Here is a 20,538-nt window from a genome sequence, read left to right as displayed (position 1 = left end):
TGTGATGCTCGTCACATAATTACTAAAATTTTCCTTCGGTCGCGTTGTGTGTGCTACGGATTAGGCGGTACAGTTGCGCTGCTTTAGGATTAATCCTATGCTTTTGGTCGGGGGAGTCTTCAGCGAAGGACTTGGAAAGCAACGGATGAACGAATTCTCCGCGTGATGCGTTAAAGTTGACTGAAGTTGGCAAGTCGTGATTGCCCAAATAAGAAATGATGAAGTAGTAACTTGCAGTATCTGGCACCGATAGTTTTTTATGCCATCAATGGAGAGTGATTTTCGAACTGGGCGATATGGTCTATCACCTAACTTATGTTTTAAACATAGCCTGTCGGGATGGGAAATATGGGTACCTCTGAATTACTCAAACACATTTATGACATTAATCTGTCTTATTTGTTACTGGCGCAACGCTTAATTAATGATGAAAAAGCTTCTGCGATGTTTCGTCTGGGAATCAATGACGAGATGGCAGATATCTTGATGCAACTGACTCTGCCGCAGATGGTAAAGTTGGCAGAAACTAACCAACTAATATGCCATTTCCGTTTTAACGATCACAATACAATCAAAATCTTGACTCAGGAATCACGTGTGGATGATTTACAGCAAATTCATACCGGGATTTTGTTGTCGAGCCACTTATTACAACAGTTAACTTCGAAAGAAGAAAACCTGCCTAAGAAAAGGGCATAGTAATGGCGGAGAAAAGTATTGTTCAGGAAGCGAAAGATATCCAGTTGGCGATGGAGCTCATTTCGCTTGGTGCTCGTTTACAGATGTTAGAAAGTGAGACTCAGTTAAGCCGCGGGCGTTTGATCAAACTGTATAAAGAACTTAGAGGAAGTCCGCCACCAAAGGGAATGTTACCTTTTTCAACGGATTGGTTTATGACCTGGGAACAGAATATTCATTCATCAATGTTTTACAACGCGTACAGTTTTTTAATCAAGAATGGGCAGTGCAGCGGTGTTGAAGCAGTTATTAAATCTTATCGATTGTACCTGGAACAGTGTGCTCCGCAGAGTGATTCTCCACTGTTGGCATTGACTCGGGCTTGGACATTAGTCCGGTTTGTTGACAGCGGTATGCTGCAACTGTCGTCATGTAATTGCTGCAAAGGGATGTTTATTACTCACGCTCATCAACCTAAAAACAGTTTTGTTTGTAGTTTGTGCCAACCACCTTCTAGAGCGGTAAAAAGGCGTAAACTTTCGCAAAACCTTGCCGATATAATACCTCAACTGCTGGATGAACAGGTAAAACACGCAGTCTGAGCCTGTAGCGCGATTTGTGAATCTATCACTGTTGGTTGTGAAAGCAGTGATAGATTTCTTCCTCAGGAACGTCTTGGCTACGGTTCCGCAGTTTTATCTCACCTTCCGCCACCTTTTTTATTATAAGGATTTCTTGTGCTGGTTATATTGGGTTATATCGTAATTGTGGCCTCGATACTCGGCGGTTATCTCATGGTCGGTGGGGCTTTGGGGGCACTTTATCAGCCTTCGGAGCTACTGATCATCGGTGGCGCAGCGCTAGGTGCTTTCATTGTCGGTAATAATGGAAAGGCGATAAAAGCAACAGTACGTGCGTTACCTCTTTTATTTAAAGGTTCTAAATACAACAAAGCACTGTATATGGATCTTATGGCCTTGCTCTTTCGAGTGATGGCTAAGTCTCGCCAGCAAGGGATGCTTTCGTTGGAATTTGATATTGATAATCCTCGTGAGAGCGAAATCTTCTCAAGCTATCCGAATATCCTTTCTGACAGTAATATTGTTGAGTTTATCACCGATTATTTGCGTTTGATGGTCAGTGGTAACATGAATGCGTTTGAGATTGAAACGTTGATGGACGAAGAGATCGAAACGATTGAACACGAAAGTGAAATTCCCGCGAGCAGTTTGACGATGATGGGGGACGGTCTCCCGGCATTTGGTATTGTCGCTGCCGTTATGGGCGTTGTTCACTCATTAGCCTATGTTGATCGGCCTGCTGCTGAGTTAGGAATGATGATTGCCCATGCGATGGTGGGAACTTTTCTTGGTATCCTCCTCGCTTATGGTTTCGTCTCTCCATTAGCAGCCTTACTGCGCCAGAAAAATGCAGAAAAAATCAAAGTATTGCAGTGCATTAAAGTTACTTTGCTGTCGAGCCTTAATGGTTATGCCCCGCAAATTGCGGTTGAATTTGGGCGTAAAACGCTGTACTCCACGGAGCGCCCTTCTTTCACGGAATTGGAAGAACATATTCGTCGTGTAAAATCGCCGACCCAGCAAGCGTCGGATAGTAACGCATGAAACATCAGCATCCCATTATTCGCAAAAAGCGCAAATCTGGGCATGGGGGACACCATGGTGGCTCTTGGAAGATTGCCTACGCTGACTTTATGACAGCAATGATGGCGTTGTTTTTGGTTATGTGGCTTATCGCAATTTCTACGCCTATGCAGTTGGCTCAAATCGCGGAGTATTTTCGTACCCCACTAAAGGTTGCATTAACTTCTGGTTCTAAATCAAGCGATAGTTCCAGCCCGATCCCTGGTGGGGGAAATGATCCAACTCAACAAGATGGTGAAGTGAAAAAAGCCATCAAAACGGATAATGTAGAAAAGAAACTGGATGAGGCTCGACTCAATAAATTGCGTGAGCGCTTGGATCAGTTAATTGAGGCAGATCCCCGATTACGCGCACTCCGTCCCCATTTGCTGATTGAAATGATTGAGGAAGGGTTGCGTATCCAAATCATTGATAGCCAAAACCGCCCAATGTTTAAAACCGGGAGCGCGCAGGTTGAGCCTTATATGCGGGATATCCTGCGTGCGATAGCGCCTATTCTGAATGATTTCCCCAATAAACTGAGTATTTCAGGCCATACCGATGATGTTCAGTATACGACAGGGGAACGCGGTTATAGTAACTGGGAATTATCTGCCGATCGTGCCAATGCATCCCGCCGGGAGCTTACTTTTGGTGGTTTGTCTGATGGAAAAGTTTTGCGCGTTGTGGGTATGGCTGCGACAATGAGCCTCAAACAAGCGACAAGTGGGAATGATGCGATTAATCGACGCATCAGTCTTCTGGTATTGAGCAAACAAGCGCAGAAAGATATTGAAGAAGAAAATGCGGAAAGCACTGCTGTAAATATAGACAAAGCAGAAAATTTACAAAATATGGGGTTGGATAAGCCTAAACCTACCACGCCGACTGCCGAAAATAATGATAACAATACGAGTGGAAGTGGCGAAGCATTGCCGCAACCAACAAATGGAGTTCCTGCTCCAGAGCGCCAACAGCCAACTACTGCGTTGCCTGCTGCGCCGGATAGCCAGGCGACGCCTTCTCAATAAGCCGCGATTCACAGCAGAGGTGACCACGTGAGCATGGACATGAGTGCTTTCTATCAAACTTTCTTTGATGAAGCAGATGAATTACTGGCAGATATGGAACAACATTTATTGTTGTTGGATCCTTCAGAGCCTGATACCGAACAATTGAATGCGATTTTCCGAGCAGCTCACTCCATAAAAGGGGGCGCTGGCACATTCGGTTTTAAGGTATTGCAGGAAACTACGCACCTTTTAGAGAATCTACTCGATGGGGCAAGACGCGGCGAAATGCGTCTTAGCACTGATATCATCAACCTGTTTCTGGAAACAAAAGACATCATGCAGGATCAGTTGGACGCTTATAAAACCGCACAGGAACCCAATGCTGAAAGCTTTGAGTATATCTGTCAGGCCCTGCGCCAGCTTGCTCTGGAGTCTAAAGCCGATGGCGACACAACCCAGCCTGATGCCGCACTGCACTCTGTCAGCCCAACATCTAATGATGTAGGTAAAGGTGAAATGCGTATCGCATTAACCGGCCTGAAATCTCAGGAAATACCTCAGATGCTGGAAGAACTTGGCAATCTGGGGACCGTTAAAGATCCTCACCAGACTGACACTAGCGTGGAAGTGACATTAGTTACGTCTGAAAGTGAAGACGATATTAGCGCTGTGCTGTGTTTTGTTCTTGAACCCGAGCAAATCAGCTTCAAGCCTGCCGTAGCCAGCCAACCCGTTGCCGCTGAAGTCGTGGAAATATTGGCTGCTGTTGAAGCGCCGGTCGCGCTAGTCACAGCGCCTGCACCCGTTGTAGCAAAACCACAATCTGCTCCGGAAAATGGAAAAAATAAAGCAAAAACCGGTGATACCAGTATTCGTGTAGCGGTTGAGAAGGTTGACCAACTTATCAACCTCGTTGGTGAGTTAGTGATTACGCAATCTATGCTGGCACAGCGTTCAAGCGAGCTAGACCCTGTGGCGCACGGCGATCTGCTCAACAGTATGGGGCAGTTGGAACGCAACGCTCGCGATCTGCAAGAGTCGGTTATGTCCATCCGTATGATGCCAATGGAATATGTATTTAGCCGTTTCCCTCGTTTGGTGCGTGATTTGGCTGCCAAATTGGATAAGCAGGTCGAATTAACGCTGATGGGGAGTTCGACTGAGTTGGATAAGAGTTTGATCGAACGTATTATCGATCCTCTGACACACTTAGTGCGTAACAGCCTTGATCACGGTATCGAGTCTCCAGATAAACGCGTTGCTGCAGGTAAGCATGCTGTGGGTAATCTGACGCTTTCTGCGGAACACCAGGGCGGTAACATCTGCATTGAGGTTATCGACGATGGGGCTGGGCTAAACCGCGAAAGAATTCTTGCTAAAGCCCTGTCTCAAGGGTTGGCAGTGAGTGATGCAATGTCTGATGAAGATGTGGGGATGCTGATTTTTGCCCCTGGCTTCTCCACTGCAGAGAAGGTCACGGACGTTTCTGGTCGTGGTGTCGGCATGGACGTCGTTAAGCGAAATATCCAGGAAATGGGTGGACATGTTGAAATCCACTTCCAGGCTGGAAAAGGAACAACGATAAGAATCTTGTTGCCATTAACGTTGGCCATCCTTGATGGTATGTCCGTTAAAGTTAACAACGAGGTCTTTATTCTGCCGCTTAACGCTGTGATGGAATCTTTGCAACCTCAGTCGGAAGACCTGTACCCGTTAGCTGGTGGTGAGCGTGTACTACAAGTCCGTGGTGAATATTTACCTCTCGTTGAACTATTCCACATCTTTGATGTGGATGGCGCTAAAACGGATGCTACCCAGGGTATAGTCGTTATTTTGCAGAGTGCGGGGCGACGTTATGCCTTGTTGGTCGATCAGTTGATTGGGCAACATCAGGTTGTCGTCAAAAACTTGGAAAGTAATTATCGCAAGGTACCAGGCGTTTCAGCCGCTACCATTCTTGGTGATGGCAGCGTTGCGCTGATTGTGGATGTTTCGGCGTTACAAGCGCTTAATCGTGAAAAGCGTGTGGTTGAAACTGCTGCTTAATAAAACAGATCGTTAATAAAGGGTGGAAAACATGACTGGACTTGCAAGCGTCACCAAATTAACTGGCGAAACCGTAGGACAGGAATTCCTGATTTTTACGCTGGGTGACGAAGAGTACGGCGTTGATATTTTAAAAGTACAAGAAATTCGCGGTTATGACCAGGTAACGCGTATCGCCAACACGCCTTCTTTCATTAAAGGTGTGACTAATCTACGTGGTGTTATTGTTCCGATCGTTGACTTGCGCATTAAATTTGCCAAGCAAGATGTTGAATACGATGACAACACAGTTGTCATTGTTCTGAACCTTGGTCAGCGTGTTGTCGGCATCGTTGTAGATGGCGTGTCTGATGTATTGTCATTGACAGCGGATCAAATTCGACCAGCACCAGAGTTTGCCGTAACCCTGTCAACAGAGTACCTGACTGGTTTGGGGTCTCTGGGTGAGAGAATGCTGATTTTGGTTGATATCGAAAAACTGTTGAGCAGCGAAGAAATGGCGCTGGTTGATAGTGTATTGAAAGCCTAATCCATCGGCCTTCAGGGGCTACGAAAGTAGCCCCGAAAACCTTCCTTAGCCATATCCTTGTCAGTTCAGAAATTCGTAAAGATATCCAGAATAATGCCGATACTACCGGTGGTTGCTTTACTCAAAAGGCGTTGTATGTTTAACCGTATAAAAGTTGTCACAGGTTTGATGCTTGTGCTGGTGTTGTTTGGAGCCCTTCAGCTTATTTCTGGTGGTTTATTTTTTAGCGCATTAAAAAATGATAAGGATATCTTTAGTTCGACTCAGGTTATTAACCAGAAGCGTTCTGAGCTGGATTCAGCATGGTCATATTTATTACAGACGCGCAATACACTTAACCGCGCGGGAACACGTTTTGCGCTTGATGCCAGCGGTACGGGTGCGGGGGTTGGGGGTAAAGAACTTTTAGCTTCTGCTCAGAAGCAACTGTCTGTAGCAAACGATTTTTTCTCACGATATGAGAAATTGCCGCAGGATGCGCGTCAGAGTGAAAGTGTTACTCGGGATGTAAAAGAGAATTATGTGGCCCTGAATGGTGCGTTGATTGAGTTAATTCAGTTTTTGAATGCGGGAGAATTTAAGAAATTTATTGATCAGCCGACACAGCGTTTTCAGGACAACTTTGAAAAAGCGTATTACACCTATAAAGCCGAAAGCGATAAGCTTTATCAGGCTGGTATCGCTAAAAATGATGAAGCTTATGATTCGGCGCTTTGGATACTTGGCTTCATTATCGTGTTGGTTTTTGCGTTAGCCCTGATTTCCTGGATTGGTATTCAGCAACTGTTAATTAGGCCGCTAAATAATATTGTTGAACATATTCGTCATATTGCGAAAGGTGATTTGACAAAAACAACCAATTTTCATAGCAGCAATGAAATGGGGATTCTCGCTGATAGTATTCGCCATATGCAAAGTGAGTTTGTTTCAACGGTGAGTGCGGTCCGACAAGGTGCTGATGCTATCTATACTGGCGCGACAGAAATTAGTGCAGGGAATAACGACCTTTCCTCACGTACTGAACAGCAGGCAGCCTCATTAGAAGAAACGGCTGCCAGCATGGAACAACTGACGGCAACGGTGAAACAGAATGCGGAAAATGCCCGCCAAGCCAGCCAGTTGGCACTAAATGCGTCGGAGACGGCGCAGAAGGGAGGCAAGGTTGTCGATAATGTTGTCAAAACCATGCACAATATTGCTGGAAGTTCGCAAAAAATTGCCGATATTACTAGTGTAATTGATGGTATTGCTTTCCAAACCAACATTCTTGCGCTGAATGCAGCGGTTGAAGCTGCCAGAGCTGGGGAGCAGGGGCGTGGGTTTGCGGTTGTTGCAGGGGAAGTTCGCAATTTAGCACAGCGTAGTGCTCAGGCTGCGAAAGAAATTAAAAGTCTGATTGACGATTCTGTCGGCCGAGTCGATGAAGGTTCTGTACTGGTTGAAAGTGCTGGTGAGACGATGGGCGAAATCGTTAGTGCAGTCACTCGTGTAACAGATATCATGGGTGAGATTGCCTCGGCTTCTGATGAGCAAAGTAAAGGCATCGATCAGGTTGGTCAGGCTGTTACTGAAATGGATCGCGTAACGCAACAGAACGCTTCCTTGGTTGAAGAATCTGCAGCAGCAGCAGTTGCTTTGGAAGAACAAGTTAAAGTGTTGAACCAAGCTGTTGCTGTATTCCGCCTGTCCGAAGATGCGGGTTCGTTTAGAAGAACGACGCCTGCGACAACGGGTCAAAAGCCTGTATTGTTGGCCCCATCAGTGAAGGGCGGGCAGAAAGCGAAAGAAGGTTCCTCAACTGATAATTGGGAGACGTTCTGATAAAACCTTGGTGTAGGCTATAAGTAAGCCTAAAATATAGGAATACTGCTACTAATCCCCCAGTTGCTTATATGTTGGTGGCTGGGTGATTGTTTATTTATCGTAATTTATCTGCGCACATTTTGGATTCACGGTGATATAGCACTTGGTGCTTTGAAGCAGGGCAATTCATGGTATTGTTCAATCTGTAACTTATGTTATGGATATGATGGGGTGATGTTGACTTTGGTATTAAAGCCAGAGAGCAAAGCAAGCAGGTAGCACGGCTGTGATGAAAGGGACAACGCCACCCGACAGCATGTGGCTTTGGTAGAACAGACATACCACGCGTTCTGTTTTCAGAACTTGTGGTGTGTATTACCAATACAGTGTCAGTTTTAATCGCAATGCGATGAGCAATTGACGAATGACAATAAAAACCTGCGTTAGCTGTAAAGGAAAGTTCAGATTGAAAAACACCATAGCAAAAAACACTATTCGAGCGGTTTGATATGAAAAGCACACCATCGCAAAATCGCCCCGAATCTGCCTCTATTCTGACACAGATGGTTGATCGGTTGCCTCTGTCGGATACGCATTTCCGGCGAATCAGCCAATTAATATATCAGCGCGCTGGAATTGTCTTGGCCGATCACAAACGCGAAATGGTTTATAACCGTTTGGTTAGACGTCTCCGTTTACTTGGAATCAATGATTTTGGCCAATACTTAGCGCTCTTGGAGTCGGATCCAAACAGTGCGGAATGGCAAGCCTTTGTTAATGCATTAACGACTAATCTGACGGCGTTTTTTCGCGAAGCTCACCATTTTCCTATATTGGCAGAACATGCCAGAAAACGTCCGAATGGCTATACCATTTGGAGTACAGCAGCTTCCACAGGGGAAGAACCTTATTCATTGGCGATGACTCTTGCTGAGGTCTTAGGTAATAAAGCGAGCGGATGTCAGGTGTGGGCCAGTGATATTGATACTCAAGTGTTAGAAAAGGCAACCGCTGGCATCTACCGTCAGGAGGAGTTACGCTCTCTTTCTCCACAGCAGCTCCAGAAGTTTTTTTTACGCGGCACCGGGCCGCATAGCGGCTTAGTTCGAGCCCGCCCGGAACTTGCGTCTATGGTGCATTTCCAACAACTCAATCTACTCGCGCCTGATTGGTCCGTCCCTGCACCATTCGATGCTATTTTTTGTCGCAATGTAATGATTTATTTCGATAAAGAAACCCAAGAGCGTATTCTCCGTCGATTTGTCCCGATGCTTAAACCGGGCGGGTTGCTATTCGCTGGGCATTCAGAGAATTTCAGCCAGATTAGTCGAGAATTCTATTTGCGTGGGCAAACTGTATATGGACTGGCTAAGGAAAGATAATGAGCAAAATAAGAGTATTATGTGTTGATGATTCTGCCCTGATGCGCCAGATCATGACTGAAATAATTAATAGCCATCCCGATATGGAAGTTGTCGCGACCGCACCAGATCCATTAGTTGCTCGTGATTTGATTAAAAAATTCAATCCTCAGGTATTAACACTGGATGTTGAAATGCCGCGTATGGATGGGCTGGATTTTCTTGAAAAACTTATGCGTTTGCGTCCGATGCCTGTTGTAATGGTGTCGTCGCTGACGGGAAAGGGTTCAGAAATTACGCTTCGCGCGCTGGAACTTGGTGCTATTGATTTTGTCACCAAACCGCAACTGGGTATCCGCGAAGGGATGCTGGCGTACAGTGAACTGATTGCAGAAAAAATTCGTATGGCTGCGAAAGCGCGTTTGCCGCAACGTAGCACCGCAGCAGAGCCGACAAAAATTATTCAGCATATGCCACTGCTCAGTAGTGAGAAGCTGATCGCGATTGGTGCATCCACGGGGGGGACGGAAGCAATACGACATGTATTACAGCCCCTGCCGCCAACAAGTCCTGCGCTATTGATTACACAGCACATGCCACCTGGCTTTACGAAGTCATTTGCTGAGCGTTTGAACAAGCTATGTCAGATTACGGTAAAAGAAGCAGAAGACGGGGAACGTGTGCTTCCTGGGCATGCATACATTGCTCCTGGAGCTCGCCATCTTGAACTGGCTCGTAGTGGGGCAAACTATCAAGTACGTTTAAATGATGGGCCTCCAGTGAATCGGCATCGTCCATCAGTTGATGTGTTATTCCGTTCGGTTGCACAATACGCCGGGCGGAATGCCGTAGGGGTAATCCTTACTGGGATGGGGAATGATGGGGCGGCTGGCATGTTGGAACTCCATCAGGCCGGCGCTTATACTCTGGCCCAAAATGAAGCAAGTTGTGTGGTTTTTGGGATGCCACGTGAAGCGATTGCTATGGGTGGCGTTGATGAAGTGGTGGATTTGCACCAGGTGAGCCAGCGTATGTTGGCACAAATCTCTGCCGGACAGGCATTACGTATATAAGTAGCTCTCGGTGAGCAATAAATATTTTAGGAGTAGGTATGGCCGATAAAGAACTCAGATTTCTGGTAGTGGATGATTTTTCGACGATGCGCCGAATTGTCCGTAATCTGCTGAAGGAACTGGGATTTAATAACGTAGAAGAGGCAGAGGATGGCGCAGATGCACTGAATAAGCTTCGCGCTAGTGCTTTTGATTTCGTCATTTCTGACTGGAATATGCCCAACATGGATGGACTGGAACTGTTACAGACTATTCGTGCTGACGGTGCGCTTTCCAGCCTTCCCGTGCTGATGGTAACGGCGGAAGCTAAGAAAGAGAACATTATCGCTGCAGCACAAGCGGGTGCTAGCGGCTATGTAGTTAAACCATTTACTGCAGCCACCCTTGAAGAAAAGCTGAATAAGATTTTCGAAAAACTGGGTATGTAAGGGGATCTTATGACGCCACATATGCCGTCTGTGAACGACACAGCTTCAGCTACCGAGATCATTTCGCGTATCGGCCAATTAACTCGTATGCTGCGCGACAGTTTGAAAGAACTGGGTCTGGATAATGCGATAGCAGAAGCCGCAGAGGCTATTCCTGATGCCCGCGATCGTCTTGACTATGTTGTCCAGATGACTGCGCAAGCAGCGGAGCGAGCTCTGAACTGCGTAGAGGCTGCACAGCCGCGTCAGAACCAATTAGAAGCTGATGCTAAATCTCTGAAGGTTCGTTGGGATGAATGGTTTGAAAATCCAATCGAATTGGCTGATGCACGAGAATTGGTAACAGATACGCGTAGCTATCTTGAAGATGTACCACAGCATACCTCGTTTACCAACGCTCAATTGTTGGAAATTATGATGGCGCAGGATTTCCAGGACCTTACCGGTCAGGTAATCAAGCGTATGATGGATGTTGTTCAGGAGATCGAAAAACAATTGCTGATGGTGCTGCTGGAAAATATCCCAGAAAAACCAGATGCACCTAAGCGTGCGAATGATGGTCTTCTTAATGGACCACAGTTGGACAAAGGTGCAGCAGGTATTGTAGCCAACCAAGATCAGGTTGATGACCTTCTGGATAGTCTCGGGTTCTAATGAGCTTTGCTTTAAAAAAAGGAATCATTTTCTTTTTTTAGAAGGTTAGAGTGCCTCTGCTCCGGTTATTTATGGCCAGATTTATGGCCATAAATAGCTAAATTTGATTTTCCCCTTTTTCCTTTCATTCTTACTATTCGCTAAAGAAGCGTTAGTTTTTCTCGTTGTTCCAGCCATAAATTTTTCCCATATTTGTCATGCTAAGCAGCAAACTCCTATCCCGAAAGTTGTAACAGGAACGCCATAGTGGCTGAAGATAGCGATCTGGAAAAAACAGAGGCCCCCACTCCCCAAAAGGAGGAAAAGGCACGAGAAGAGGGCCAGGTTCCACGCTCTCGAGAGTTGACCTCTGTTCTGATGATGGTCGCAGGGCTGGCTATTTTGTGGATGGGTGGCGATGCTATGGCTGGCCGATTGGCCGTAATTGTCGCGCAGTCATTAAATTTTGATTACGCGACGATTGGTGATGATACCCAAATGCTACGGCATGTAGGTTCATTGTTACACCAGGCGGCATCCGCGGTGATACCAATTATGCTAGGGTCGGTGTTGGTGGCGTTGTCTGCTCCGATGCTGCTGGGTGGAATATTATTTAGCACTAAGTCATTAAAAGTTGATTTCAAAAAACTCGATCCTATTTCTGGGTTAAAACGTTTATTTTCTGCCCAATCACTGGCTGAACTTTTCAAGGCGATATTGAAATCAGTTATGGTCGGGATCATCAGTACCTTGTTCCTGATCCATAACTGGCCGAAAATATTGCATTTGGTGTCCGAAGCGCCGATTGCGGCTTTAGGTGATGCGTTAGAATTGGCCGTAATGTGTGGCTTTCTCATCATTATGGGCCTCATTCCTATGGTTGCGTTTGATGTGTTCTGGCAAGTCTGGAGTCATATTAAAAAATTACGGATGACGAAGCAGGAAATTCGTGATGAGCATAAACAGAGCGAGGGTGACCCTCACGTCAAAGGACGTATTCGTCAGCAGCAAAGAGCAATGGCTCAACGTAGAATGATGGCTGATGTTCCCAAGGCTGATGTGATAGTCACTAACCCAACACATTATGCGGTAGCATTGCGATATGATGATAAAAAAATGAATGCGCCGAAAGTGTTGGCCAAAGGGGCTGGTGAAATCGCTTTGCGTATTCGCGAACTGGGGATCGATCATCGCGTTCCTATTTTAGAAGCGCCGCCGTTGGCGCGAGCGTTATTTCGTCATTCAGAGGTCGGAGAGCATATACCTGCTGCGTTGTATGCTGCTGTTGCAGAAGTCTTAGCTTGGGTTTATCAACTGAAACGCTGGAAGCGGGAAGGTGGATTAATTCCTAGAAAACCGAAACATCTGCCAGTGCCGGATGCACTGGATTTTGCTAAAGAGAATACTACTGATGGCTAATTTGGCCGCTTTTCTTCGTTTACCGAGTAATATGAAAGGTACCCAGTGGCAAATATTAGCCGGACCTATACTGATCCTGCTGATACTTTCCATGATGGTATTGCCGCTGCCGCCATTCATTCTGGATCTGCTATTTACCTTTAATATCGCACTATCAATCATGGTATTGCTGGTTGCGATGTTTACACAACGGACACTGGAGTTTGCGGCATTCCCTACGATCCTGCTGTTTTCTACGCTACTTCGCTTGTCACTCAACGTCGCCTCTACACGTATCATTTTGCTGGAGGGACATACGGGGACTGCAGCGGCAGGAAAAGTTGTCGAAGCATTTGGACACTTCCTTGTAGGTGGGAATTTCGCTATTGGTATTGTGGTCTTTATCATTCTTGTCTTAATCAACTTCATGGTTATCACCAAAGGTGCCGGGCGTATTGCTGAAGTTGGTGCCCGCTTTGTGTTGGATGGTATGCCAGGCAAACAGATGGCGATCGATGCCGATCTTAATGCTGGGATAATTGGTGAAGAAGAGGCGAAAAAGCGTCGCTCTGAGGTAACTCAGGAGTCAGATTTTTATGGTTCAATGGATGGCGCTAGTAAGTTTGTGCGTGGTGATGCTGTCGCTGGACTGATTATTATGGTCATCAACATTGTCGGTGGATTGATCGTCGGTGTCGTGCAGCACGGAATGGCCGTAGGGCAGGCGGCGGAAAGCTATACGCTGCTTACTATTGGTGATGGCCTGGTTGCTCAGATCCCCGCTCTGATTATTTCTACCGCTGCGGGTGTTATTGTTACTCGCGTGAGTACCGATCAGGATGTTGGTCAACAGATGGTCACCCAACTCTTCAATAATCCGCGGGTTATGGTGCTGAGTGCGGCAGTGATTGGGCTTATTGGGTTGGTTCCCGGAATGCCTAATTTTGTCTTTCTGTTATTCACTGCATCTTTGCTGGGGCTTGCTTGGTGGATGCGTGGTGAACAGATAAAAGAGCCTGCGATGCAGTCTATACCGGCATCAATGGAGAAGCATCAGGTTATTGAAGCCAGTTGGTCTGATGTGCAGCTTGAAGATCCATTGGGCATGGAGGTCGGTTATCGATTGATCCCCATGGTTGACGCGCAGCAAGATGGCGAACTATTGGGTAGAATTCGTAGTATCAGAAAGAAATTTGCTCAGGAAATGGGATACTTGCCGCCAGTGGTTCATATCCGGGATAACCTGGAGCTTCAGCCTGCCAGTTACCGCATATTAATGAAGGGTGTTGAAGTGGGGAGCGGTGAGGCTCATCCTGGCCGTTGGATGGCTATTAATCCAGGGAATGCAGTTGGTTCTTTGTCTGGCGAGGCCACACAAGATCCTGCATTTGGGTTACCAGCGGTCTGGATTGATAATGCCCTGAAGGACCAGGCTCAAGTTCAGGGGTTCACTGTCGTAGAGGCAAGTACAGTGATTGCAACACATTTGAATCACTTAATCGCATTACATGCTAGTGAATTGTTTGGCCGACAAGAAGCCCAGCAATTGATGGAGCGTGTTGCTCAAGAAATGCCAAAGTTGACAGAAGACTTCATCCCAGGCGTTGTGACGTTAACCACCTTGCACAAAGTTTTGCAAAACCTGCTCAGCGAGAAGGTTTCTATCAGGGATATGCGTACTATCATGGAAACGTTGGCTGAGCATGCGCCCGTGCAACCAGACCCTTATGAACTCACCACGGTGGTGAGGGTTGCTCTGGGACGTGCTATCACTCAACAGTGGTTCCCAGGAGATAGCGAACTTCAGGTTATCGGTCTGGAAGGCTCGCTGGAACGCCTTCTTCTACAGGCTCTTCAGGGGGGCGGTGGCCTTGAACCGGGGCTTGCAGACCGACTGCTTGAACAGGCGAAGCAAGCACTACAGCGGCAGGAAATGTTGGGGGCTCCGCCTGTTCTGCTTGTGAACCATGCTTTACGAGCTTTACTTGCACGATTCCTGCATCGTAGTCTGCCAAACATGGCTGTACTTTCTAATTTGGAAATCAGCGATCATCGCCAAATTCGGATGACATCGGTCATAGGGGAAGCTCAATAATGAAAAAGGTGATAGGTTATCTGGCCGCAACAATAGTGTTAGCTCTTCCGCTTTGTGCCATTGCAACACCGGGTAGTTGGAATGGGAGTCAGCCGGGAATAAAACTTGATTACCGTGGTGAAATGATTACGACGTCGGCTTTTGCTCCTAACACAGTGCTTAAGCCGGACGAGACTATTACGACAATATATTGGCGATATGCAATTGATTCAGTGATACCTACTGGATTGGTTGTGAAACTTTGTTCACAATCGCCGCAGCGTTGCGTTGACTTAAATGGAAGTGGCGATGGACAAACTCGAGCATTTGATGGATTAGCTGCTAATAACGAGTTTCGTTTTGTATACTATATTGAGGGAAATGGGCGCATTAATCATACGTTCATTGTCCGCACAATCGATATTGCAGTAAACTATAAGTAATTTTTAATTAAATAGGTATTTGAAATAACTGACTATTTTTAATGGTGAGGAGTCTCTGCTAAATGGCAGAGACTTTTAGAAAGTGATTTTTCTCCCACCAACGGTCATGCCTTTCGACTGACCATCAGGACCATACAGCCCCTGACCATGGCGGGGTTTCAGTATATCAATCGCTTCGTTCGTATATGCAATATGTCGGCTGAGCAGAAGACCATTATGCTTATTCTGATCGTTTAAGCGTCTGGTGAGTTCTTGCACTTGCTGCCAGTAGGCAGATAGCTGAACGATACCATCATAAGGCGCCTGCAGTTTGAGAATGGACTCAGTTTCGTGGCGTCGATTTTCCAAATATTGCATCGTTGCCAGCAAAGACGTCTTATTCTCTGTCACCTGTTGCAGAGCAATATTATTAATATGGCCTGCACAAAGCAGCGTTTGCTCTTCAGACATAACAGTATCAAGATCATGCAGGTTATTCAGCAGTTGTTCTAGGATCGATTGTAGATTTTCCATAGTGTTAATTACCTGCTAAAAAATCCTGCGTTTCTTTAAGTAACGCATCCGCAATTTTTCCTGCATCAATTTTCAGTGAGCCATCACGAATTGCCTGTTTTAGGGTTTCAACGCGGGCCATGTCTATATCCTGCGTACCTGGTTGCATCAATTTTGCCTGTGCATCGCTCAGCTTTACCTGTGTTGCGCTGACTTCAGACTGAGTTTCAGCCTGTTTGCGTTTGGTTTTAGCAATATCGCCAGATTCGCGTTGTTGAATTTGACTGACCGGCTTCAGTGATTGTGTGCGATCAATACTCATAATACATCCCTCTAATTTGAGGATAAATAGTTAATCACCAACGTGTTACGGAATGTTTGTCACATTGGTGTTCAATTTTAAAACGTCGTCAGTAATGACTCTGTAGCTATCATCGGCAAACATGAGCAAATCTTTAATTAATTACTGTGAGATCAGAATAATCCCATCTTCGTTCGTAATTCCGCTGATTATTTGTCCATTTGCTGTTCTAACTCTGACGGCCTGTCCTGCTGCTGCGTTGTTCATGGCTTTCCCTTCGCCATTAATCGTGAAGCCTTCACCTTGGGCGATAATTTGTACAGACTGACCCGCCTTTACGACCCAGGCGCGTCTGATCATGGAGGCAGTAATAACCTGACCAGGTGTGAGATCGCGTAAAAGGACTGCGCCCTGTGCACCTTGTAACGTCAGTATAGGGCGCAACGGTAATAAATCGAGCCTACCTTTCGTCAAACCAATGTCATTTTCTGTCAGTGTTGTCCCACGATTTATAGGCCGTGAACTGGTGACATAGTTCCCTGTTACCTGAACTTCGGTTTGAATGAAACGGCGCTGCTGCTCACAACGTACAGACAGGCTCACATTTCCCCACGCTCTTGTATTCCCGGGCTGCGTGATTTGGGGCGCTTCGCACTGTGGCCATTGCGATTCCGGCGATTTTATCACAACGTTAACGGTATTCGTGCTTCCCTGAAAACGTGAGGCGAAAAATTGATTGATCTGTGCCGGAAGGTCGTTCGCATTGATAGGGGCGCACAAGATGAAAAAACAGAACGGCACCAGGCAGAGATAATAATGTATTGTTTTCATTCCAGTTCAGCTCTCCTGATTCCGATTATGTCGAGCATAAGTGTAACGATGTCAGTGTAAGGTTAAGGCAATAAATAGCACTGCATTTGGTGCCTATTCGTTCGATGGTATAGCCATAATGAGAATTATCCTACCCACTCCAAATTCTAACTTGCGGAGGGAGCATGCTTGATAAATTAGACGCCTCATTGCGGTTTCAGCAGGAAGCGTTGAACTTGCGTGCCCAGCGGCAGGAAATTCTGGCCGCGAATATTGCTAATGCGGATACGCCTGGCTATCAGGCCAGGGATATTGATTTTGCCAGCCAGCTCAGTAAAACGATGGAGCAAGGTCGGGTGAACGGTACGGGTATCGCGCTGAAAACCACATCTGTACGGCATATACCGGCACAGAATTTTCAGCCGCCAGAGCTTGATTTGCTCTATCGCGTACCGGATCAGCCTGCATTAGACGGTAATACGGTCGATATGGACCGGGAACGCACTAATTTTGCCGATAACAGCCTGAAATATCAAACCAGTCTGACCGTTCTGGGCGGGCAGATTAGAGGCATGATGTCAGTCTTGCAGTCAGGTTCATGATCGTAGCGCGATGAGAAGGTAAAGATTCATGTCGTTATTAAATATATTCGAAATTTCAGGCTCAGCGCTCTCTGCGCAATCTCAGCGTCTGAATGTGAGCGCCAGTAATCTGGCTAACGCAGACAGTGTAACGGGTCCAGATGGTGAGCCTTATCGCGCCAAACAGGTTGTATTCGAGGTGAATGCAGCACCTGGGCAGTCAACTGGCGGTGTGCGCGTTGCTAATGTTATCGAAGATCCATCGCCTGCCCGTCTGGTTTACGAACCGGGCAATCCACTGGCTGATGGGCAGGGATACGTTCGCATGCCGAATGTTGACCCAGTGGCAGAAATGGTGAACACCATTTCTGCATCGCGTAGTTATCAGGCGAACGTCGAAGTTTTGAATACGACAAAGTCGATGATGATGAAGACGTTAACGATCGGGCAATAATCGGGAGACGAAATAATGTCTATCACAACTAATGATACTTCCTCAGCAACTAGAACACAGAATACATCGTCGACAACGGCGGTAGAGAAGAATAGCAGCGCCGACCTTCAAAATCAGTTTTTGACGCTTCTTGTTGCTCAGTTGAAGAATCAAGACCCAACGAATCCGATGAGCAACGATCAACTGGTAAGCCAACTTGCTCAGCTCAATACGGTCAGTGGTATTGAAAAGTTGAACACCACTCTGGGCTCTATCTCCGGTCAGATTAATAACAATCAATCTATGCAAGCAACAACGCTGATTGGTCGCAGCGTCATGGTTCCAGGAAAAGAAATCCTTGTTGGTAAGGAAACGAGTACTCCTTTTGGTGTTGAACTGGAAAAAGCGGCTGAAGCTGTCACCGTCACCGTCAATGATGCGACAGGCAAAGCTGTTCGTACGATTGAACTGGGGACGCTTTCTGCTGGAGTTCACTCATTCAACTGGGATAGTAAACTTTCTGATGGTTCGGTTGCACCTGATGGCGCTTATACCTTCACGGTTGCTGCCAGCACCGGTGGGGCGCAGCAGGTTGTTCAGCCATTGAGCTATGCGGTTGTAAATAGTGTTGTTCGCGGTGATAGCGGTGCATTGCTGGATTTAGGTCTGCGCGGCAGAGCCACGATGGATAATGTCAGACAGATTCTGTAACGGTATAAATTTCATAGTATTCCAGTGATACTAACTATCTGGAATATGATTTAATCAATTTATCTGGAGAGCGACATGGGGTTTTCTCAGGCGGTCAGTGGTTTAAACGCTGCATCTAATAATCTGGATGTTATCGGTAATAACATCGCTAACTCAGCAACAGTGGGATTTAAATCCGGGGCTGTCACATTTGCCGACATGTTTGCCGGTTCTAAAGTCGGTATGGGTGTGAAGGTTGCATCGGTATTGCAGGATTTCGGTAATGGTACTGTGACGTCGTCCTCGCGGGATCTAGACATCGCGATTAGCGGCGGTGGTTTTTACCGTCTGCAAGACACCAATGGTTCTACTTATTACAGCCGTAATGGTCAGTTTATGCTGAACGGCCGTAATATCGTCAACGCACAAGGCATGCAGTTGACGGGTTACCCAGTCACGGGTACGCCGCCCGTTGTTCAAACGGGGGCCGATCCCGTACCGTTGACTGTTCCTGATGGTGATATGCTGTCGCGTGCGACAACAGCAGCTACCTTGAAAGCTAACCTGAAATCTTCCGATGCCGTCCCAACAGGCTCTTGGGCCACAACGCCTGGTGCCGAAGGCACCTATAACAGTAAAACAAATCTGACGACTTATGACAGCCAAGGGAACAAACATGATTTCACGTTGTATTTTGTCAAAACGGCAAATAATACGTGGCAAACATATGCCCGAGATGGCTCTATAACACCAGCGGTATATCAATCTGCTGGAACATTGAATTTTGAAGCGAATGGTGCTTTAAGTTCTACTGGTGCCACTGCACATACCCCTTTCACTATCAATCTTACGGGAACGAATGGTGCTGCGAATGGTACTTTCACTATTGATTTAACCGGTAGCGTGCAGCAAAACACGGAATATAGTTACAAAAGCCCGATTCAGAACGGTTATGCTCCAGGGGCACTGACCGGTTTTGCTATAAATGACGACGGCACGATCGAAGGCAACTACAGCAACGGTCAGAAACAACCTCTCGGTCAGATACTTCTTGCTAGTTTTGCTAACCCAGAAGGTTTGTCACCTGAAGGTGATAACGCATGGTCTGAAACGGCAAGTTCTGGTCAGGCTGTTGTTGGTCTTGCGGGCACGGGAAGTTTAGGTAAGCTGATCGGCAAATCCACCGAAAGTTCTAACGTTGACCTAAGTAAAGAACTGGTCAATATGATTGTGGCGCAGCGTAATTACCAGTCAAACGCGCAGACCATCAAAACGCAGGATTCCATTCTGCAAACGCTGGTTAGCCTGCGTTAATTATCCTAACGGGGACATTGCATGGATCACGCGATTTATACGGCAATGGGTGGCGCGAGCCAGTCATTGGAAAAGCAGGCGATTACTGCGAACAACTTGGCCAACGCTTCAACGCCAGGTTTCCGCGCACAACTTTCAGCACTGCGCGCTGTGCCGGTAAATGGGTTGACCCTGCCCACCCGCACGCTGGTTGTTGCTTCAACGCCTGGTGCGGATATGACCGAAGGCGTGATGAATTATACTGGTCGTGCAATGGATGTCGCTTTACCGAAAGAAAGTTGGCTGGCAGTGCAAACGGCTAATGGCGGTGAGGCGTACACCCGTAATGGTAATATGGAGATCAGTGCTGATGGGCAGTTGACTATCCAGGGGCGAGTGGTGATGGGCGACGGGGGACCGATTGATATTCCTCCGCAAGCTCAAATCAGCATTTCTCCTGATGGTACGATTTCTGCTCTTAATGCCGGGGACCCGCCAAATACCATTGCCCAATTAGGTCGTCTGAAGCTCGTCAAGGCTACCGGACAAGAAGTTGAGCGGTCTGATGATGGGCTATTTCGCTTGACGCAACAGGCTCAGCAACAACGTGGTAATGTGCTGCAAAACGATCCTACCGTGCGTATTATGCCGGGTGTGATTGAAGGCAGTAATGTGAACACAGTCGATACTATGGTCGATATGATTGCTAATGCTCGTCGCTTTGAAATGCAGATGAAAGTCATTAGCAGCGTCGATGATAATGCACAACGCGCTAATCAAATATTAGCAATGGGCTAAGCGCCGAGTGCGCACAGG

Annotated in this window: 22 protein-coding genes; 19 read left to right on the top strand and 3 right to left on the bottom strand. The window is 46.7% G+C overall.

Annotated elements, in window-relative coordinates; genetic code table 11:
* The first annotated feature begins 348 nt into the window (after positions 1–348).
* From flhD to A8F97_RS09525, 14 genes are all read left to right on the top strand, one after another.
* Positions 349–699, top strand: coding sequence for a flagellar transcriptional regulator FlhD (gene flhD / locus A8F97_RS09590; RefSeq protein ID WP_005970732.1), 351 nt, complete (start codon positions 349–351; stop codon positions 697–699).
* Between the two features lie 2 nt (positions 700–701).
* Positions 702–1,280 carry a flagellar transcriptional regulator FlhC gene (flhC, locus tag A8F97_RS09585; protein ID WP_005970730.1) on the top strand — a complete coding sequence of 193 codons (579 nt, stop codon included), beginning with the start codon at positions 702–704 and terminating at the stop codon, positions 1,278–1,280.
* A gap of 135 nt (positions 1,281–1,415) precedes the next feature.
* Entirely contained in the window at positions 1,416–2,303 is an 888-nt protein-coding gene (gene motA, locus A8F97_RS09580; RefSeq protein WP_014699507.1) for a flagellar motor stator protein MotA, read from the top strand.
* Complete coding sequence (gene motB / locus A8F97_RS09575; RefSeq protein WP_014699508.1) at positions 2,300–3,352, top strand: flagellar motor protein MotB; 1,053 nt, start codon at positions 2,300–2,302, stop codon at positions 3,350–3,352. Before motA ends, motB begins: the two co-directional genes overlap by 4 nt.
* A 39-nt stretch (positions 3,353–3,391) precedes the next feature.
* A complete protein-coding gene (gene cheA / locus A8F97_RS09570) occupies positions 3,392–5,380 on the top strand; it encodes a chemotaxis protein CheA (protein WP_014699509.1) in 1,989 nt (662 codons plus the stop codon).
* A 31-nt stretch (positions 5,381–5,411) separates the two neighbouring features.
* A complete protein-coding gene (cheW, locus tag A8F97_RS09565) occupies positions 5,412–5,909 on the top strand; it encodes a chemotaxis protein CheW (protein ID WP_005970723.1) in 498 nt (165 codons plus the stop codon).
* Between the two features lie 135 nt (positions 5,910–6,044).
* The gene (locus A8F97_RS09560) at positions 6,045–7,730 is read left to right on the top strand and encodes a methyl-accepting chemotaxis protein (protein ID WP_014699510.1); all 1,686 of its coding nucleotides are present in this window, start codon (positions 6,045–6,047) and stop codon (positions 7,728–7,730) included.
* A 491-nt stretch (positions 7,731–8,221) separates the two neighbouring features.
* Entirely contained in the window at positions 8,222–9,094 is an 873-nt protein-coding gene (gene cheR, locus A8F97_RS09555) for a protein-glutamate O-methyltransferase CheR (protein WP_005970718.1), read from the top strand.
* Positions 9,094–10,146, top strand: coding sequence for a protein-glutamate methylesterase/protein-glutamine glutaminase (locus A8F97_RS09550; protein ID WP_005970716.1), 1,053 nt, complete (start codon positions 9,094–9,096; stop codon positions 10,144–10,146). The genes cheR and A8F97_RS09550 overlap by 1 nt, the downstream gene beginning before the upstream one ends.
* Before the next feature lie 38 nt (positions 10,147–10,184).
* A complete protein-coding gene (cheY, locus tag A8F97_RS09545) occupies positions 10,185–10,574 on the top strand; it encodes a chemotaxis response regulator CheY (RefSeq protein WP_005970714.1) in 390 nt (129 codons plus the stop codon).
* Positions 10,575–10,583: 9 nt separating this feature from the next.
* Positions 10,584–11,228, top strand: coding sequence for a protein phosphatase CheZ (gene cheZ, locus A8F97_RS09540; RefSeq protein ID WP_005970711.1), 645 nt, complete (start codon positions 10,584–10,586; stop codon positions 11,226–11,228).
* 246 nt (positions 11,229–11,474) lie between these two features.
* Positions 11,475–12,626: a flagellar biosynthesis protein FlhB gene (gene flhB, locus A8F97_RS09535; protein ID WP_033071336.1), complete on the top strand. Its 1,152-nt coding sequence runs from the start codon at positions 11,475–11,477 to the stop codon at positions 12,624–12,626.
* Entirely contained in the window at positions 12,619–14,700 is a 2,082-nt protein-coding gene (flhA, locus tag A8F97_RS09530; RefSeq protein WP_033071337.1) for a flagellar biosynthesis protein FlhA, read from the top strand. Before flhB ends, flhA begins: the two co-directional genes overlap by 8 nt.
* Positions 14,700–15,122 carry a flagellar protein FlhE gene (locus A8F97_RS09525; protein ID WP_025918915.1) on the top strand — a complete coding sequence of 141 codons (423 nt, stop codon included), beginning with the start codon at positions 14,700–14,702 and terminating at the stop codon, positions 15,120–15,122. Before flhA ends, A8F97_RS09525 begins: the two co-directional genes overlap by 1 nt.
* A 75-nt stretch (positions 15,123–15,197) precedes the next feature.
* On the opposite strand, the gene A8F97_RS09520 is transcribed toward A8F97_RS09525, so the two are convergent.
* From A8F97_RS09520 to flgA, 3 genes are all read right to left on the bottom strand, one after another.
* Positions 15,198–15,635 (bottom strand): flagella synthesis protein FlgN, encoded by a 438-nt coding sequence (locus A8F97_RS09520; RefSeq protein WP_014699514.1) that lies wholly within the window; start codon positions 15,633–15,635, stop codon positions 15,198–15,200.
* A gap of 4 nt (positions 15,636–15,639) precedes the next feature.
* Complete coding sequence (flgM, locus tag A8F97_RS09515; protein ID WP_014699515.1) at positions 15,640–15,936, bottom strand: flagellar biosynthesis anti-sigma factor FlgM; 297 nt, start codon at positions 15,934–15,936, stop codon at positions 15,640–15,642.
* 141 nt (positions 15,937–16,077) lie between these two features.
* A complete protein-coding gene (flgA, locus tag A8F97_RS09510; protein ID WP_014699516.1) occupies positions 16,078–16,746 on the bottom strand; it encodes a flagellar basal body P-ring formation chaperone FlgA in 669 nt (222 codons plus the stop codon).
* A 164-nt stretch (positions 16,747–16,910) separates the two neighbouring features.
* On the opposite strand from flgA, the gene flgB reads away from it, so the two are divergent.
* The 5 genes from flgB (at position 16,911) to A8F97_RS09485 (ending at position 20,520) form a co-directional block, all read left to right on the top strand.
* Positions 16,911–17,327, top strand: coding sequence for a flagellar basal body rod protein FlgB (flgB, locus tag A8F97_RS09505; protein WP_014699517.1), 417 nt, complete (start codon positions 16,911–16,913; stop codon positions 17,325–17,327).
* A 28-nt stretch (positions 17,328–17,355) separates the two neighbouring features.
* Complete coding sequence (gene flgC, locus A8F97_RS09500; RefSeq protein ID WP_005970694.1) at positions 17,356–17,760, top strand: flagellar basal body rod protein FlgC; 405 nt, start codon at positions 17,356–17,358, stop codon at positions 17,758–17,760.
* A 15-nt stretch (positions 17,761–17,775) separates the two neighbouring features.
* Positions 17,776–18,450: a flagellar hook assembly protein FlgD gene (flgD, locus tag A8F97_RS09495; protein WP_014699518.1), complete on the top strand. Its 675-nt coding sequence runs from the start codon at positions 17,776–17,778 to the stop codon at positions 18,448–18,450.
* A gap of 75 nt (positions 18,451–18,525) precedes the next feature.
* A complete protein-coding gene (gene flgE, locus A8F97_RS09490; RefSeq protein WP_014699519.1) occupies positions 18,526–19,743 on the top strand; it encodes a flagellar hook protein FlgE in 1,218 nt (405 codons plus the stop codon).
* Positions 19,744–19,764: 21 nt separating this feature from the next.
* Positions 19,765–20,520, top strand: a complete 756-nt coding sequence (locus tag A8F97_RS09485; protein ID WP_005970689.1) for a flagellar basal body rod protein FlgF — start codon at positions 19,765–19,767, stop codon at positions 20,518–20,520.
* The last annotated feature ends 18 nt before the right edge of the window (positions 20,521–20,538 follow it).

Origin of the sequence: Pectobacterium parmentieri (assembly GCF_001742145.1) — a bacterium.
Taxonomy (GTDB): Bacteria; Pseudomonadota; Gammaproteobacteria; order Enterobacterales; family Enterobacteriaceae; genus Pectobacterium; species Pectobacterium parmentieri.
Note: the sequence above shows the minus strand (reverse complement) of the source record. Positions and strands in the feature narration are given on the sequence as shown.

Bases quoted from the DNA above. Each gene is read 5' to 3' on its own strand.
- flhD (WP_005970732.1), top strand. From the start codon at position 349: ATGGGTACCTCTGAATTACTCAAACACATTTATGACATTAATCTGTCT.
- flhC (WP_005970730.1), top strand. From the start codon at position 702: ATGGCGGAGAAAAGTATTGTTCAGGAAGCGAAAGATATCCAGTTGGCG.
- motB (WP_014699508.1), top strand. From the start codon at position 2,300: ATGAAACATCAGCATCCCATTATTCGCAAAAAGCGCAAATCTGGGCAT.
- cheA (WP_014699509.1), top strand. From the start codon at position 3,392: ATGAGTGCTTTCTATCAAACTTTCTTTGATGAAGCAGATGAATTACTG.
- cheW (WP_005970723.1), top strand. From the start codon at position 5,412: ATGACTGGACTTGCAAGCGTCACCAAATTAACTGGCGAAACCGTAGGA.
- A8F97_RS09560 (WP_014699510.1), top strand. From the start codon at position 6,045: ATGTTTAACCGTATAAAAGTTGTCACAGGTTTGATGCTTGTGCTGGTG.
- cheR (WP_005970718.1), top strand. From the start codon at position 8,222: ATGAAAAGCACACCATCGCAAAATCGCCCCGAATCTGCCTCTATTCTG.
- A8F97_RS09550 (WP_005970716.1), top strand. From the start codon at position 9,094: ATGAGCAAAATAAGAGTATTATGTGTTGATGATTCTGCCCTGATGCGC.
- cheY (WP_005970714.1), top strand. From the start codon at position 10,185: ATGGCCGATAAAGAACTCAGATTTCTGGTAGTGGATGATTTTTCGACG.
- cheZ (WP_005970711.1), top strand. From the start codon at position 10,584: ATGACGCCACATATGCCGTCTGTGAACGACACAGCTTCAGCTACCGAG.
- flhA (WP_033071337.1), top strand. From the start codon at position 12,619: ATGGCTAATTTGGCCGCTTTTCTTCGTTTACCGAGTAATATGAAAGGT.
- A8F97_RS09525 (WP_025918915.1), top strand. From the start codon at position 14,700: ATGAAAAAGGTGATAGGTTATCTGGCCGCAACAATAGTGTTAGCTCTT.
- A8F97_RS09520 (WP_014699514.1), bottom strand. From the start codon at position 15,635: ATGGAAAATCTACAATCGATCCTAGAACAACTGCTGAATAACCTGCAT.
- flgM (WP_014699515.1), bottom strand. From the start codon at position 15,936: ATGAGTATTGATCGCACACAATCACTGAAGCCGGTCAGTCAAATTCAA.
- flgA (WP_014699516.1), bottom strand. From the start codon at position 16,746: ATGAAAACAATACATTATTATCTCTGCCTGGTGCCGTTCTGTTTTTTC.
- flgB (WP_014699517.1), top strand. From the start codon at position 16,911: ATGCTTGATAAATTAGACGCCTCATTGCGGTTTCAGCAGGAAGCGTTG.
- flgC (WP_005970694.1), top strand. From the start codon at position 17,356: ATGTCGTTATTAAATATATTCGAAATTTCAGGCTCAGCGCTCTCTGCG.
- flgD (WP_014699518.1), top strand. From the start codon at position 17,776: ATGTCTATCACAACTAATGATACTTCCTCAGCAACTAGAACACAGAAT.
- flgE (WP_014699519.1), top strand. From the start codon at position 18,526: ATGGGGTTTTCTCAGGCGGTCAGTGGTTTAAACGCTGCATCTAATAAT.
- A8F97_RS09485 (WP_005970689.1), top strand. From the start codon at position 19,765: ATGGATCACGCGATTTATACGGCAATGGGTGGCGCGAGCCAGTCATTG.